The sequence below is a fragment of the Paenibacillus xylanilyticus genome, from assembly GCF_047246825.1.
GTDB classification, from domain to species: domain Bacteria; phylum Bacillota; class Bacilli; order Paenibacillales; family Paenibacillaceae; genus Paenibacillus; species Paenibacillus xylanilyticus_B.
In genome coordinates this window covers 49,332-64,817 of record NZ_JBFOLB010000008.1, presented here as the reverse complement: position 1 = coordinate 64,817, position 15,486 = coordinate 49,332, and the positions used below count along the sequence as shown (strand labels likewise).

Genomic DNA, 15,486 nt, shown 5'->3' with positions numbered 1-15,486 from the left:
TGCATATTTAAACAATCATCACATTATTTTAAATTTACAATAAATTATTGTTGCTAAAATAAACAATATGCGATAACATAAGTCCTGCAAGCGCTTCATGAAAACGATTACTCATATAAAGGAGCTACTACTATGAACATTAAAGCGACATTGGATCGCATTCCTGGCGGTATGATGGTTGTCCCGCTGTTACTTGGTGCAAGTATTAATACATTCTTCCCCAATGCCTTGCGGATTGGTGGTTTTACTGAAGCCCTGTTCGTGAACAGTTCAAGCACGCTGATCGCCCTGTTCCTCCTGATTGCCGGAACGCAAATTACGTTCAAGACAGCCGGTTCGTCTGTAGGTAAAGGCGTTACGCTGCTTGTGTTCAAGTGGGCGATTGGTGCAATATTAGGTTTGATCGCCATTTTCTTCGCGGATTCCAATGGGTTATTCCTTGGCCTGGCGCCGCTTGCCATTATTGCCGCAATGACGAATTCCAACGGCGGACTGTACATCGCACTGGCCGGACAATACGGCAAAGAAGATGACAAGGCTGCTTATCCGTTCCTCGCACTCAGCGATGGACCTTTTCTTACCATGGTTGCACTCTCTATTTTCGGTGCGATGGGTTTCGCCAACGGCATGTTCTCCCCGATGGCTTTTGTAGCCGTACTGCTTCCATTGATCGTCGGTGTTGTTATCGGTAACCTGGATCGCAACCTTGCTGAATGGCTGCACAAAGGCAGCGACAAGCTCGTTCCATTCTTCGCCTTTTCACTGGGTATGGGAATCAACTTCTCGTCAATCATCCAAGGCGGACTAGGCGGCATCATGCTGGGTGTAATTACGGTATTGATCACTGGTGGCGTCGGCTACCTGCTGTTCAAAGCCATTGGCTGGAATCCCATTGTCGGAGCTTCGGAAGGTTCCACAGCCGGTAACGCTGTAGGTACACCTGCTGCCATCGTGGCTGCCAATGCTTCATTTGCCCCAATTGCTGAAATCGCTACCGTACAGATTGCGGCGAGTGTTGTGACCACCGCCATTCTGCTGCCGATCTTCATCGGATTCCTCTCCAAACGGCTGGAGAAATCAGGCGGTGTCGAGAAATACAATCAAAGACCGACCACATAAAGCAGCACCCTTATATTGAGCGGACATGAATTCACTTTTTTCTCAAGGAGGCGATAACAGCATGAAATTAGCCATTATTGCAGATGATCTGACTGGTGCCAATGACAGCGGGGTTCAGCTTGCCCGTCATGGCTTGAAAACCAGCGTACTATTTAATATGGACGAGAATAACATTCGTAGTTACGATGCTGTTGTTTTCGACACGGACAGCCGCTCCATTGCTTCGGATGAAGCTTATCAGCGCGTTAGCAGCGCAGCCGAGTTTCTGACGAGAAACGGATTTGATACCATTTTCAAAAAAATGGATTCCACCATGCGTGGAAACATCGGGATTGAGATCGATGCCTTGTACGACGTGATTAAACCCGATTTCATGATGATTGCCCCAGGGTATCCGAAAAATAATCGCACGATTCGAAATGGCACACACTACCTGAACGGCATTCCACTGGCGGACACCGAGATTGCAAACGATCCGAAAACACCCGTGACCGTTTCGTACCTTCCGGACCTGCTGAAGCTTCAGACGAAGTATGAGGTAAGTGCAATTACCGTATCCGACCTGGAAGCAGGCAAGGACCATATTCAGAAGAAATTAAGCCTTTTGAAAGAAAAGGGCATCCCATACGTGCTTGTGGATTCGACGGAAGAACTGCATCTGGAGCAAGTTTTGCAGATGACCAGCGAGCTGGAATATACCTTTGCATGGGCAGGTTCAGCGGGTATCGCCAATTACCTTCCCGGTCATTACCGTCTGGAGAATAAATCAATCGAACTGACTATACCGGAAAACCCAGGACCCATCCTGACCGTCGTAGGCAGCGTAAACAAAAACTCGCGGGAGCAGCTGAAGCAGCTGCTGCAGCAAACCCGTGTCTCATCTATCCCGTTCCATTCCTTCAAAGCCGTATCCGCTGCAGCAGATCGGACAGAGGAAATGGAGCGTGTATATGAAGAAGTAAAAGCCAAGGCACTGGAAGGCAATGACGTTGTCTTGTACTCCACCGCAGAGAAGGTCGATGTCGAATTGGCACGTGCCACGGGTGAAGCCCGCGGCCTGGATCACACCGAGGTCAGCAACGAAATTGTACGGGCGATGGGCGAGATTTGTGCCAGACTGCTCGAAGAAGGGTATTTCAAAGGTGTATCCATGACAGGCGGAGATACCGCCAAGCAAATTTGCATGAAGTGGAATATTAGTGGCTTCGAGCTGCTTGATGAACTTGAGATCGGTGTACCGGTATCCAAATTTATCGGGATTGAAGATCTGCATGTCATAACCAAAGCAGGCGGATTCGGTACACCTGACGTCTTTATCCATGCGATTCAAAAATTAAAAGGAGGGATTCCAGTATGAAACCGACAGTTGGAATTACAATGGGCGATGCAGCAGGTATCGGACCCGAGATTATTATGAAAGCATTGGGCCATCAGGAGGTCTACGACAACTGCAATCCGCTCGTTATTGGTGATGCGAAAATATTGGAGCGCGTTCTGCCCGTGATCGGATCGAACCTGAACGTAAATGCCATTCATGAGCCTTCCGAAGCCAAGTACGAGTTCGGCACTGTGGATGTTATTGATCTGGATCTGGTTCCTGCCGATCTGGAATACGGAAAAGTATCTGCCGTAGCGGGAGACGCAGCCTTTCAATTCCTGGCCAAAGCCATTGATCTAGCCAAAAAACAACAGATCCATTCCATCTGCACCGCACCTTTGAACAAGGAAGCCTTGCATCAAGGTGGGCACCTGTATCCGGGACATACCGAAATTCTGGCTGACCTGACCGATACACAGGATTTCTCGATGATGCTGACTACGCCTAATTTGCGGGTCATTCATCTTACAACACACATGGGCTTGATTGATGCCATTGCCAGCATCAACCCGGAAAGAACCTACACGGTGGTTAAGCTTGCACACGATACACTCAAAAAAGCAGGTTTCGATAATCCACGTGTGGCTGTATGCGGCATTAACCCGCACGCAGGCGAGAACGGATTGTTCGGCAATGGTGAAGAAGAAGAGAAACTGCAGCCAGGTATTGAGCGCGCGCAGCAGGAAGGCATTAACGTGGTTGGCCCCCTCCCTGCGGATACATTGTTCTTCCGTGCAGGCCGCGGTGACTTCGATATCGTTGTGGCTTGCTATCACGATCAGGGGCATGCTCCGATCAAGGTTATGGGCATTGAGGAAGGCGTGAACATCACCGTTGGGTTAAAAGGCGGCATCATCCGCACTTCCGTTGACCACGGTACAGCCTTCGATATCGCAGGCAAAAACATTGCCGATGACAAAAGCATGCTGGCAGCCATTCGCTCTGCCATTGAACTTGCTCCTAAAACACAAATGTAACAGCACGTATCCAACTATAAAAGCAAAACAAAGCAGCGACTTTTCCTTGATAGGAAGAGTCGCTGCTTTTGTGTATCATGTACCCTGCTTGATCATATTTGTTTCATCATATTGCCTACCGTTCTACTTCCGCTCATACCAATATCCAGGGATGCCCCGCTCCAACCGCATGAGAGCCTCAAGATAAAAATAGTCTCCCCAGATCACATAGTCATCCGGTGAATCCCCGCCTCTTACGGAATAGGAACCGTGCTTGAGCAGCCCTTCTTCCGTATCGGACCCATGAGTGGAGTAATTCTGAACCAGAGATGCCACTGACTGCTGCACCGCATCCAGGAAAACCTCCCGTTCAGGATCGGATGGATCCATACGCTCTACAATCTCCAGGATTCCACATGCGGCAATGGCAGATGCGGAGCTGTCACGTTTCGTCTCGGAGGTTTGCGGTGCATCAAAATCCCAATACGCCACATGATCCTCAGGCACATGAGCAATAAAATAACGGGCGAGACGCCTCGCTGTCTCGAACATCTCTGCACTTTGCAGATAACGACTGCATAATGCAAAGCCGTATATCCCCCATGCCTGTCCGCGAGTCCATGTGGAGCCATCATTGTATCCCTGATGTGTTCCGCCGCGGATAGCCTCACCGGTAGCCTGGTCAAAATAAAAGGTGTGATAGCTGGAATCATCTCCACGGACCAGAAAACGACGGCTTTTCGCGGCATGCAGCTTTGCCACACGGTGATACTCTTCGTTATTCGTCTGTTCATACGCCCAGAACAATAGCGGCAGATTGAGCAGGCAATCAATAATGATTCGCCCTCCGTTGTTCACATCGCCTTTACGTCCCCAAGCCTGGATCAGTCCGGCTTCCTCCCGCCAGCGTTTCATCAGCATATCTGCCGCTTCCAGCGTAAGTTCCCGTGCTGAGTCATCGTGTTCCACAATCCACTGCGCCTTGGAGGATAACGAATAGAGAAAACCAATATCATGGTGGTCAAAGATGCTTTTCCGCTCCATGCGCGTCCGAAAGTTAGCGACGGTATTTACAGCTGCCTCACGATACAGCGGATCCTGGGTATATTCCGTGCATAACCAGAGAATGCCTGACCAGAAGCCTGCCGTCCACTCCGTGTTGTCGTTCAGTATATAATGCTCATCCCCGTTACTTACATGGGGAAATCGTCCTCCGAATCGGTCAATATTGTGCCGGGTGACTTGAAGTGCATCTTCAATCGCTTTTTTCCACATGGAACCAATTCCTCCTCTTATGGATCTATTGTTTTCCAATCCTCGTGCTGGACGAGCCTACTGTTTTGCTTATATTGGCCGGGCGTGATGCCCTCATATTTTTTGAAGACACGAATGAACGAATTGCTGTTCAGGAAGCCTACACGCTCGGATACGTCCTGAATTGTCAGTTCTTCGGCCTGTAATATTTTCTTGGATTGTTCAATGCGGTACTGGTTGATGTAATCGATCACGTTGACCCCGGTCTGTTCCTTGAAGTACTTGGAGACATAGGTTGGATGAAAACGAAAGCGTTCCGACAAATGGGTCAGACCCAGATTGACATCTGCATAATTCTCCACAATGAATTCAATCAGCTGGTCCTTCAGCTCTGCATTGCGGGAGCGCTTGCGTTCATGCACCATCTGACAGATGCTCTCCAGAATCCGCAGTAACTCGGCTTCCATCTCCTCAAAAGTCTCACATGCACATAGCTGCCGGATCAGATCATTACGATGGGTCAGCTCGTTCTGGTCATCTGTCTTGATCTGTTCGGTGGCCTTCAAAAAGGTACCGATTAACTCAAACATGAGACAGCGTGCCAGTTCAACAGACAAGGGCTCTCCCGTAAAATTGGTCATCAGAATTTCGTTCATCACTTCGGTTGAGCGGGCATAATTGCCTGTCGCAATATAATTAATGAGCTGTCTTTCCAGATCGAGAGGGTAGTACAGTTCCTCTTTTGGCCTGCGAATCCGGTTCTGGTCAATAATTTGCCCAATCCCCAGAATCAGTCGATATTCCAGAGCCTCTTCCGATTCACGAAAACCGTCTGCGATCTCTGCTACTCCTTGATGAACATCACTTACCCCAACAGAGAAGTACACACAAAACCGTGATCCAATAAAACGCTGGGCTTCCTCGACTGCGCTGACTAGCTGGGGCCCGGCATTTTCCCCATACTCCCGGATGTTGACGAGAAATGCGATCCTTCCGTCAATGTCTGCCGAATATACATGGCCCACGGAACCCATCATTTCCTCCAACACATTGGTCAGAATCAGGTGCACAAATTGATATTTCTCCTCCTGATCCTGCTCGCGTACTTTTGTACGGAACAATCCTTCAACGTTCTCAATATGCAAAAGCAAGACGGCAAACGAATTGGACTCGAACCGAATACCCAGCCGTTCCAACGTTGAAGCAAACTCTTCGCCTGTCTGAACCCTTCCCTTCATCAGCTTGGAAAAGAGACTGTTCCGTACCATGTTTTGCTGATCCTTGAGTCTGCTCGCGAATTGATCCTGTTCTTCCCAGGCACGAACCAGTACCGATTGCAGGATGCCATATTCATCGTCTGGCTGCTCCAGCTTCCATTTGACCTTGTCGGAGATAATGTTCATGATCCGTCCAAGCGGACGGTAATTTCTCCGTGTGAACCACCAGGCTGCCACGCTGCCAATCATAAGTCCAGCCGCAACGCCACCAATCGTAATATTGCGGATGACCGTTAGCTTCTTGGCATAGATCCGGGTAGGTATGATGGATACATACTTCCAGTCCTGGACCTTGGAAGAGATCTGGGACATGGTGACGGATTCACCGTTCCAGTCGATCGTCTCTGTTTTCCCTCCTGTATCCTGCTGGAAATTCAGATCACTATCTGCTTTGTAAGGGGTTTCAAAAGATCCTGTAGAAAACAATGTGTTACCTTCACGATCCAGGATGAATACGGTGCTTTCTTTTTCCAAACGCACATTATCAATCGCTTGCTGGAACCGATTCGGGTCCAGATTGACCACGAAGGTAGCAGGGCTGTCGGCAGCACTCTGGATGGGAAACGGCTGCAGGTAGACAAGCGTCTCTTCAATGCGCCGATCTTCACTCCGAACCGCCATTTTCCGGAACATGCTTTTACCGGTATCATGCATCAGTCCAGTCCACGCTTCCTCAGTTACATCGGTGCCTTTATAGAACATGTCATACAGATATGTTTTCTGAATAAGTGAAGAAGATGACAAGGCAACATCGGAGTTTTTGATATAGATATATAATTCACTAATTAGGCCGTTGCCGACGCGTGTGGATTTGAGATTTTTGATAAGCTCCAGTCCCATTAACCTCCACCGGGCATCCTGTTCAGATGCATGGTTAATGAAGCTCGTCAGTTGGGAATCGGCCATCAATTGATTGCTAATGCTGCCAATATCGCCAATCTGATTATCGATCGTCTCCTGCACCTGGGATAACAGCACCATGTTGGAACGATTAACCTCTTCCTCAAGTAAGATGCGGGACTCGGCAAAGACAGCTGCACCGATCACAATCGGGATGAGCAGAATGACCATGTAAGAAATGCTCCAGGACAGCAGGATGCTTTTCTTCTTCATGAGTCTCCTCCTCACATGGTGGTTTGGCATGGCCTACGACTGATTTATTCCTTGATTGCTCCGATCATAACACCTTTGACAAAGTATTTCTGCAGAAATGGATAGATAAACAAAATAGGGAGTGTGGCCACCATGACGGTTGCATATTTTACACTTTCCCCGATTGCCTCTTTGTCCACAGCTGAAGCTCCTGTCGTCATGGAGTCCGTACTGTTCTGGATCAGAATTTCGCGCAGGACCAGCTGAAGCGGAAACAGATTTCGATCCCGAATGTACAGGATGGCACTGAACCATGAATTCCAATGGCTGACCCCATAAAAGAGAATCATCACTGCAATAACCGGCATGGACAATGGCACCACAATCCGCCAGAGAATGAGCATTTCTCCTGCCCCGTCCATCCGGGCTGACTCCAGCAGACTTTCCGAGATTTCCTGAAACGATGTACGCATAATAATCAGATTATAGCTGCTGATCAAACCGGGTACAATCAGGGCCCACAGGCTGTTCCCCATGTGAAGCGTATTGTTGATCAACAGGTAGGACGGTATGATTCCGCCGTTGAAAAACATCGTAAATACGATCGCCAGCATAATCGGATTGCGGAGCATGAAGCTTTTGCGAGACAAGGTATATGCCCCCAGAATGGTAAACAGCAGATTCAGCGCAGTACCCACAACAACAATGAATATGGTGTTTCGGTACCCGGACAGAATGTTCGGATTGCTGAGAACGAGCTTGTAACTCTCGAGTGTCAGACCCTTGGGAAAGAGCAGCAGTCCTCTGTGGGCCATGAGCTGACCGGAATCGCTAAACGATGCATTCAGCACATGCAGCAGCGGATACAAGGTTACAACAATCAGGCCGGTCATCAGGATGGCGTTGGCACCACCAAACAGCCGCTCCCCGATTGATCGTTTTATTTTCATTGAATTCCCTCCCCCACCTCATTCCTGACTAAAATAGCTTGGTATTGGATATCGCTTTGGACAGGCGGTTGGCCCCGATTAGCAGCGTAAAGTTAATGACGGATTGAAACAAACCTACTGCGGTCGTATAGCTGAACTCGGCACTTTCACTAATCCCTTTGCGATAGACAAATGTCGAGATGACATCGGCCGTATCATACACATTTGGATTATAGAGCAGAATAATTTTCTCGAAGCCAATCTCCATCAGTCCGCCAATGCGGAGTATTAGAAGAATCAAAATCATTGGAATGATGCCGGGCAGCGTAATATGCCAGACCTGACGAAGGCGGCTCGCCCCATCCACATTCGCAGCGTCATAGAGCTCCGGATTGATTCCGCTAAGAGCAGCCAAATATATGATGCTGGAGAAGCCAAGCTCCTGCCAGATGGATGAAGCCGTATAAATGGTCCGGAAATTGGCCGGATCACTGAGAAGCGCACTGCTCTGACCGCCAAAGTAACCAATAATGGTGTTAAACAGCCCATCGCGGGATGAGAAATCCACAATCATGCCGCAGATGACCACAATCGAGATAAAATGCGGAATGTACGAGACGGTTTGCACCGTGCGCTTGAAGATTTCATTTCTAATCTCATTCAGAAGCAGTGCAAGCAGAATCGGTGCAGGGAAACCAAATAACAGCTGATAAAAGCTCAACACAAGGGTGTTTTTCAGAATCCGCCAGAAGTAATAACTCTGAAAGAAATCCCGGAAGTGCTGCAGCCCTACCCAGTCACTGCCCCATATTCCTTTGCCCACTGAGTAATCCTTGAACGCAATGATCGCTCCGTACATCGGCAGATATTTGAAGATAAGAAAATATAAAACGACGGGAAGAGCCATCCAATAGATCGCTTTATTCTTTTTGTAATTGAGCCATAACAAGGAAAGCTTGTGCGACACCTTCTCCATCCCCTTCCTTTTTCATTCAAAGAGGGCAGCCGTGAGGTTGAAATGGTTCAACCCCACGATCTTCTCTTCCTTATCTGGCGTTATAGCGGTCCAGCGCAGCCTGCTGAATTTCAAGGGCTCGTTTGACGTTGAACTTGTTGATCTGCTCGACAAACTTGTCAAAGTTCTCAATTGGCTCGACCCCAATGACAAACTTGACGAACATTTCGTCCCGGTAGGTTCCTATGTCACTCATAATTTTGCTGTATTCCGTAGATTCTTCTGTTGTCAGACTGGTAGGAGGAAGCCCTACCTTCAGTGTATTCTCGCTGTATTTGGAGAACAGGACCGCAGCATCCTTCTGCTGCTGGAGCTGGTAATACTGCTCATTGTACCGGTCGTCATCTTCACCCACGAAGGGGTAGTTGGCAATAAAATGTTTGGCCATCGCTTGGGCAACTGACAATCCATCCGGATTTTTCAAAATCTCATCGGTATAGGTCGGATAACCGTCCTTCATCGTATAGGTGAGGCCCTCCACACCGAAATTTTTCAGCATATGTCCTTCTTCACTGAAGAAATAATCGAGTGCTTTGACCGTTTCCTCCGGATGTTTGTTGCTATTGGTGATTACGACGCCGCTACTGCTCCATTCCCAGGAACGTCCCGTAAACATTGGCTCATCGCCCTTGTTCCGCACCGGATATTGGACGGCTGTCAGATTGGCGTTCGGATCGGTTTCCTGCAGAGCGGGCAGATAGCGGCCCACACCTCCACCGATGAAGGTGAAAAATGCACCCGCCTGACCACTCAAAATTTTGGCATCATATGTTTTTTGGTCATTGGTGGCAAAATCGGGATCAATCAGTCCTTCCTGATACCAGCGATGGAACATTGTCAGGAATTCCTTGTATTCCGGCTCGATTGGTCCGTAGACTACTTTGCCATCTCTGATAAACGTATTGTTTGTAATGCCGTAAGCCTCCAAATAGGTCGGAGCAGCGGGTCCCATCGTTGTCATTTTAGGTGGTGCACCGAACAACAGGGGCGCAGACACGCCTTTTTTCTCTTTGAACGCTTTAAGTACGGTTTCCCATTCCTCCAGCGTTTCCGGTTTCTCCAGCTTCAGCTCATCGAGCCAATCCTGACGGATGAATGTACCGCCGAAGGTTTTGTATTCCCCCAGACGCAGATGCGGAATGGCATAGATATCTCCATTGTCCGCTTTCAACTGTTTGGCGACCTCGGGGTTCTCCTCAAGGATCTTTTTCAAATTGGGAGCGTATTCATCAATGAGTTCGTTAAGCCGGATGATGATGCCATCATTGAACAGCTTGGCGTAATCTCCATTTACAAACATGGCATCAGGCAGCTGATTCGAGGCAATCATGACATTGAACTGTTCGGTCTCGGCACCCACCGCAGGATGCTGGAATTCGATTTTGGTGTTGGTCTTCTTCTCCCATTCCTTAATCGCCGTGATTTCATTCATGCTCTTGAGCGTAATGGAAGCATTCGTGTTCATCGACATCCAGATTGAAATTGGTGTAGGACCGTCTCCTTCTGCCTCACCCGCATTTCCATTGTCTCCTGAGCAGCCTGCAAGGACAGTCAATCCCATCATTAGGCAGATTCCAATCGTCAGCCGTCTTCTCCATGACCGTTTCATCGCTTCACGTCCCCCCATGTGTTCGTGTAAGATGTCGGACTCCTTTGTGCTGAGCCCTCTTCATAAAGTTACTGCCTGGCCGCCATTATGGCTATCCTCCATTCTTGCTGAGATATCCAAAATTTGATATTTCCTTATCCGGCGCAGGATTTGCACATGCAGGCAAAAGTTCAAGATCATATTCTCAGGATAACAGCGAGCGAAAAAATGCCAGGCACCCCCTCCTGTAGACCGTCTGGTACGGTCGATTGGATGAACAAACACATGACAAAAAGCCCCCTATCTACATCTCTGCAGATCAGGAGGCTTCGTTTCCTTCGTACTCTTGTTCGTTCTCCTCACCATACGGTGAATTGCACGGTTCTTTTATAACACTTAAAACTCTTCGTATTCGCTCGGGTCCTGTCCCCACAACCGTCCATCCTCACGACTGTAAGATGAGATGACTTCCATCTCCTTCTCGCTCAGCTCAAAATCGAAAATATCGATATTTTCTTTCTGATGTTGGAGGGAGCTTGCTTTAGGAATCGGAATGGACCCCAGCTGGGTATGCCAGCGCAAAATAACCTGGGTCGCTGTTTTCCCGTGAGCCTCGGCGATACGGAGAATCTTCTCATCTTTTACGATATCCTGTACAGCATCATTACCACGCCCAATGGGACTCCAGGACTCGTTCACAATACCATGCTCCGAATCCTTCTTCCGCTGATCCACTTGATCAAAAAACGGATGGAGTTCAATTTGGTTCAGACTTGGTGCTACCCCAGTCTCTTTAATCAGGCGTTCATTATGTTCGGGAAGAAAATTACTGACCCCAATAGAACGGATATATCCGCGTTTCTTGGCCTCAATGAGTGCCTGCCAGGCCTCTACATACTTATCCTGTTTCGGATTCGGCCAGTGAATCAGGTATAGGTCATAATAATCCAGATCTGCTCGGTATAGGGACTCCTCAATAGCTACGAGAGCCTTCTTATAATCGTGGTAACGCCCCGGCAGCTTGGAGGAGATCAGCAGCTCTTCTCTGGAAACCGAACTCTGCTTGATTGCCTTTCCGACAGTCGCCTCGTTCTCATAGTTGTAGGCGGTATCAATCAATCGGTAACCTGTATCCAGTGCGGATACTATGGATTTAACGCCTTCTGCACCTTTTAAGCTATAGGTACCGAACCCAATCGCTGGTACTTTCAAGCCATCATTCAACGTATATTCCGGAATGTGATGATTCATCTGGAGACTCTCCTTTACGAAAGGTATACGAAACGATATGGAAAAAGATATATGTGCCCTCTCGTTTATTCTACCCCTCCATACACGCTTGAATCAAATGGATGCCCGAAGGCGCAGATCTACGATAAACATGCATAATACTTCGATATACTTTTCAAAAGATTTCTCAATATCCCCGTGAAAATTGCGGGCTTTCCTTCAGCTGAACGATATCATGGCCCGTTGGATTTTGGAAAGCACGAAGGCCAAAAGTCGGCGCAACGGCAAAGATGTGATCAAAGATATCCGCTTGAACCGATTCATACACAGCCCAGGTGATGTCGTTGCTGAAGGCATAGATTTCAAGTGGCAGTCCGTTATCTCCCGGCGCTAACTGTCTCACAATCAGCGTCATATCCTTATGGATTTTTGGATGATTCCTCAAATATTGATGGATGTATTCCCGGAACACCCCCACATTGGTCAGTTGTCTTCCGTTTACTTTGCTTGCTGTATTAATCTGGTGTTCCATGTTGTACTCGTTAATTTCATTTAGTTTTGTATCGATATATTCCGTAAGGTAGTGGATCTTCTGGAACTCCTTAATCATTTCTTCGGTGCAAAAGGTAATGCTGCTCGTGTCGATATAGACGCTTCGCTTAATCCTTCTGCCCCCGGATACCTGCATGCCTCTCCAGTTCCTGAACGAATCCGAGATGAGGGCATAGCTTGGAATCATCGTGATCGTTTTATCAAAATTCATAACCTTTACCGTATTTAGTGTAATGTCGATAACGTCGCCGTCTGCATTATATTTCGGCATTTCAATCCAGTCGCCTACACGCACCATATCATTTGAGGATAATTGAACGCCTGCGACCAAGCCCAGGATGGAGTCCTTGAAGACCAACATCAGTACGGCCGACAAAGCACCAAGCCCACTAAGAATAAGCAACGGATTCTGACCGATGAGGCTCGAGATGACGATAATGCCCCCAATGATGAATAGAATAATCTTCGCTACCTGGATGTATCCCTTAATCGGCCTGATCTTAGAGACTTCATAGGAACGATAAATGTCATCAAACACATTGAGCAGCGCATTAAATACAGTAATCATGACCACAATCATGTAGGTCATTGCAGCCTTCTCAATCAAGGCCTGATAGGATGGAAAGATATAAGCAGAATAATAGATGATAATAGCCGGCACGAGATGCGATAGCTTGTGGAACAGTTTTTTCTCCACAATGATGTGGCCCCATTTGTACCGATTATTATTGACGATATGATGAATCGTCTTCAGCACGATTTTTTTGGCTACATAATTCGCCAGGATGGAGACCACCGCTATAAAAATAACCATGATGATGTTCGAAAGAATGCCAATGGTTTGTTCACTCATGCCCGTTCCGTCTAGTTGATTTTTGATAAAATCCATTGTTTCCTCCTAACGCAGTCTAGTCTAGCTTCTCATTATAAATGACTCTCTGGTACGAAGCAAAAATTCAAGATAAGAGGCACGTTATAAAAGGTATGCTAGTTTGTTGGAGTTATGTATTACTAGTTGATATGAGAATAAACAGCGATGTCTCTAGTTAAAATATCCAATTATGGTAAACTACAATTACTTATATTTTTCAACAGGAGGGTAAATGACTTGAAAAAGTACTTTGGTTTGGTTTTCGTATTAGGCCTAATCCTAAGCATAACTGCTGCTTGCTCTTCGAGTGAGAGTCAGCCTGCGATTACTCTTGATCATATTGCTACTAAGTTTCAAGAAGCTGGACTTGAGATCGAAACTCCAACGGGGTCTATCCGTGAAGAGCACGGATTGGCTAACTTAGGTTTTAAAGATGTGCAGCGCATTCTAGTTCCGGACCTGGGTGAAGGGGAAGGTGGGTATCTATTCTTGTTTGAGAATGAAACAGCTCTTGAGAAGCTAATGGATTATTATGAGGAACCCGGAAAATCAACACTCATGCCCCATTCGCATGCCTATGCTCAAGACAATGTCCTTTTACAAATGAGTGATAAAATGAGTCAAACCGAGTTTGATCGATATGTAGAGGTTATCAAGGAATTGTGAGGAAAATAAAATCCTTATCCTTAGCCATTTTTATCAGCTTACGCTTCATATAAACCGAAAAGCCACCAACCAGATAATCTGGCCGATGGCTTTCTTGTTTCGCTCTAATGGAGGCGAGGGGAGTCGAACCCCTGTCCGAAGATAACGACACATAAGCTTCTACGGGTGTAGTCACAGTTTTGATGTCACCCGAGTATCGCCCCGTAACCGGCTATACGTTGGGTCAGCCTGATTGTCTTCTTCAGCACACCCCAGGCGGAGATGTGACAGCGTATCCCACTACTTGTTAGCCCCTAATCCTGTCACATGGGCGATGCAGGTTAGAAGCACGCACACAGTTTCTTAGGCTGCGAAAGCGTAGTTGTTTTGTTGTTTGCCGTTTAATAGGCTTTAGCGTTGATGAAGCGGACGCGTCCCCACTACCCGCTACCCATGCTCGAACTATCCCCGTCGAATCCATAAACGCCCCCTCATATAAGAAGGGCTCCAGGATTAATCCGTGAATACGGAGCAAAGGTGCTGCACATCTTTTTCCTCCAAGGTAAAAAGATGCTCTTTCAAACTCGGCATTCCTGTCTGCTACATGAATAATCATATCACAGGACAGATTGCAGATATAGTATAGATTACTGGAAGTCATTCCAGCAGGCTGAGCATCTGTGCAAGTTTAACCAATGCATCATATGAGGCTCAATCGTCTACATATTATACCGCGTCCCTCAGACGAAGTAAAGTTAACCAACTTGAGGTCGCGAACTACTTGTACCTACTGTATCTTACCCAAGAACTGTACTGACTACGCAGAGAGCAGCCGAATATAGTGTAATCCTGATTCACACTGCGATTACGATCCAAATTTCATCTTACCTCTCCACACCTATAGACTTTTGCTCATCCCGAATGCCGAAACACAAGTTGTCTCACTAAAAATAAAAATCTCAAGCTTTTCCCCGAAATGGGCAAACTTGAGATCCTCACCTTACTTCCCACGTTTACTTCACGTACTGCTGACTTATAAGAGCATCCTGCAACACCGAAGCAATTCCAAATCAACGAGCGATCTTCTGCTTCTCGCGCATTGCCCGTTGAATATCACGTTGTGCATCCCGTTTCGCAGCAGATTCACGTTTGTCGTACTGCTTCTTACCTTTACCCAGGCCAAGCAGCAGCTTCGCGTATCCATTACGCACGTAGATTTTCAGCGGCACAATGCTGTACCCTTCCTGCTTCGACAGCCCAAGCAGCTTGTGAATCTGGGATTTATGCAGCAGCAGTTTACGCGTACGCGTTGGATCAAGTGGATTATGTCGGTTCCCTTGTTCAAAAGGACTAATATGCATATTATGAATGTGAATTTCACCGTTGCGAATCGTGGCAAACGCATCTCCAATATTCGCACGGCCGTTGCGAAGAGATTTGATCTCCGTTCCGGTAAGCACCATGCCCGCTTCATACGTATCTTCAATGAAGTAGTCATGGGAAGCCTTTTTATTCTGTGCAAGCACTTTACTCTGTCCATCATTCTTGCCCATGTCCTCACTCCTTCTCCGTAAAATAAG

12 protein-coding genes and 1 other RNA gene are annotated in these 15,486 nt (G+C 47.3%); 4 read left to right on the top strand and 9 right to left on the bottom strand.

Annotated features, from left to right (window positions below):
* Nucleotides 1-132 precede the first annotated feature (132 nt).
* The 3 genes from AB3N00_RS27775 to pdxA all read left to right on the top strand — a co-directional run bounded on the left by AB3N00_RS27775 (nt 133) and on the right by pdxA (nt 3,474).
* Nucleotides 133-1,119 carry a 2-keto-3-deoxygluconate permease gene (locus AB3N00_RS27775; RefSeq protein WP_413037409.1) on the top strand — a complete coding sequence of 329 codons (987 nt, stop codon included), beginning with the start codon at nt 133-135 and terminating at the stop codon, nt 1,117-1,119.
* A gap of 61 nt (nt 1,120-1,180) precedes the next feature.
* Nucleotides 1,181-2,476 (top strand): four-carbon acid sugar kinase family protein, encoded by a 1,296-nt coding sequence (locus AB3N00_RS27770; protein WP_413037408.1) that lies wholly within the window; start codon nt 1,181-1,183, stop codon nt 2,474-2,476.
* The gene (gene pdxA / locus AB3N00_RS27765; protein ID WP_413037407.1) at nt 2,473-3,474 is read left to right on the top strand and encodes a 4-hydroxythreonine-4-phosphate dehydrogenase PdxA; all 1,002 of its coding nucleotides are present in this window, start codon (nt 2,473-2,475) and stop codon (nt 3,472-3,474) included. Before AB3N00_RS27770 ends, pdxA begins: the two co-directional genes overlap by 4 nt.
* Before the next feature lie 123 nt (nt 3,475-3,597).
* Here pdxA and AB3N00_RS27760 read toward each other — a convergent pair whose 3' ends face one another.
* The 7 genes from AB3N00_RS27760 to AB3N00_RS27730 all read right to left on the bottom strand — a co-directional run bounded on the left by AB3N00_RS27760 (nt 3,598) and on the right by AB3N00_RS27730 (nt 13,279).
* Complete coding sequence (locus AB3N00_RS27760; RefSeq protein ID WP_413037406.1) at nt 3,598-4,728, bottom strand: glycoside hydrolase family 88 protein; 1,131 nt, start codon at nt 4,726-4,728, stop codon at nt 3,598-3,600.
* 17 nt (nt 4,729-4,745) lie between these two features.
* On the bottom strand, nt 4,746-7,097 hold the full coding sequence (locus AB3N00_RS27755) for a helix-turn-helix domain-containing protein (RefSeq protein ID WP_413037405.1): 2,352 nt from the start codon (nt 7,095-7,097) through the stop codon (nt 4,746-4,748).
* 44 nt (nt 7,098-7,141) lie between these two features.
* The gene (locus tag AB3N00_RS27750) at nt 7,142-8,026 is read right to left on the bottom strand and encodes a carbohydrate ABC transporter permease (protein WP_175397142.1); all 885 of its coding nucleotides are present in this window, start codon (nt 8,024-8,026) and stop codon (nt 7,142-7,144) included.
* 28 nt (nt 8,027-8,054) lie between these two features.
* Nucleotides 8,055-8,981 carry an ABC transporter permease subunit gene (locus tag AB3N00_RS27745; protein ID WP_175397143.1) on the bottom strand — a complete coding sequence of 309 codons (927 nt, stop codon included), beginning with the start codon at nt 8,979-8,981 and terminating at the stop codon, nt 8,055-8,057.
* Nucleotides 8,982-9,051: 70 nt separating this feature from the next.
* On the bottom strand, nt 9,052-10,629 hold the full coding sequence (locus AB3N00_RS27740; RefSeq protein WP_413037404.1) for an extracellular solute-binding protein: 1,578 nt from the start codon (nt 10,627-10,629) through the stop codon (nt 9,052-9,054).
* A 375-nt stretch (nt 10,630-11,004) separates the two neighbouring features.
* Nucleotides 11,005-11,859, bottom strand: a complete 855-nt coding sequence (locus AB3N00_RS27735) for an aldo/keto reductase (protein ID WP_413037403.1) — start codon at nt 11,857-11,859, stop codon at nt 11,005-11,007.
* Nucleotides 11,860-12,025: 166 nt separating this feature from the next.
* Nucleotides 12,026-13,279, bottom strand: a complete 1,254-nt coding sequence (locus AB3N00_RS27730) for a mechanosensitive ion channel family protein (protein ID WP_413037402.1) — start codon at nt 13,277-13,279, stop codon at nt 12,026-12,028.
* A gap of 219 nt (nt 13,280-13,498) precedes the next feature.
* Between AB3N00_RS27730 and AB3N00_RS27725 the strand changes: the two genes are divergently transcribed.
* Nucleotides 13,499-13,927: a stress protein gene (locus AB3N00_RS27725; protein WP_413037401.1), complete on the top strand. Its 429-nt coding sequence runs from the start codon at nt 13,499-13,501 to the stop codon at nt 13,925-13,927.
* A gap of 105 nt (nt 13,928-14,032) precedes the next feature.
* Here the strand turns inward: AB3N00_RS27725 and ssrA are convergent.
* Both ssrA and smpB read right to left on the bottom strand, forming a co-directional pair.
* Nucleotides 14,033-14,397: a transfer-messenger RNA gene (ssrA, locus tag AB3N00_RS27720) on the bottom strand.
* Between the two features lie 579 nt (nt 14,398-14,976).
* Nucleotides 14,977-15,459 (bottom strand): SsrA-binding protein SmpB, encoded by a 483-nt coding sequence (smpB, locus tag AB3N00_RS27715; RefSeq protein WP_413037400.1) that lies wholly within the window; start codon nt 15,457-15,459, stop codon nt 14,977-14,979.
* Between the last annotated feature and the right edge of the window lie 27 nt (nt 15,460-15,486).

What these genes read in the sequence shown, in the direction of transcription:
- AB3N00_RS27740 (WP_413037404.1), bottom strand. Translation starts at nt 10,629, where the DNA reads ATGAAACGGTCATGGAGAAGACGGCTGACGATTGGAATCTGCCTAATG.
- pdxA (WP_413037407.1), top strand. Translation starts at nt 2,473, where the DNA reads ATGAAACCGACAGTTGGAATTACAATGGGCGATGCAGCAGGTATCGGA.
- AB3N00_RS27775 (WP_413037409.1), top strand. Translation starts at nt 133, where the DNA reads ATGAACATTAAAGCGACATTGGATCGCATTCCTGGCGGTATGATGGTT.
- AB3N00_RS27750 (WP_175397142.1), bottom strand. Translation starts at nt 8,026, where the DNA reads ATGAAAATAAAACGATCAATCGGGGAGCGGCTGTTTGGTGGTGCCAAC.
- smpB (WP_413037400.1), bottom strand. Translation starts at nt 15,459, where the DNA reads ATGGGCAAGAATGATGGACAGAGTAAAGTGCTTGCACAGAATAAAAAG.
- AB3N00_RS27745 (WP_175397143.1), bottom strand. Translation starts at nt 8,981, where the DNA reads ATGGAGAAGGTGTCGCACAAGCTTTCCTTGTTATGGCTCAATTACAAA.
- AB3N00_RS27755 (WP_413037405.1), bottom strand. Translation starts at nt 7,097, where the DNA reads ATGAAGAAGAAAAGCATCCTGCTGTCCTGGAGCATTTCTTACATGGTC.
- AB3N00_RS27730 (WP_413037402.1), bottom strand. Translation starts at nt 13,279, where the DNA reads ATGGATTTTATCAAAAATCAACTAGACGGAACGGGCATGAGTGAACAA.
- AB3N00_RS27770 (WP_413037408.1), top strand. Translation starts at nt 1,181, where the DNA reads ATGAAATTAGCCATTATTGCAGATGATCTGACTGGTGCCAATGACAGC.
- AB3N00_RS27735 (WP_413037403.1), bottom strand. Translation starts at nt 11,859, where the DNA reads ATGAATCATCACATTCCGGAATATACGTTGAATGATGGCTTGAAAGTA.
- AB3N00_RS27760 (WP_413037406.1), bottom strand. Translation starts at nt 4,728, where the DNA reads ATGTGGAAAAAAGCGATTGAAGATGCACTTCAAGTCACCCGGCACAAT.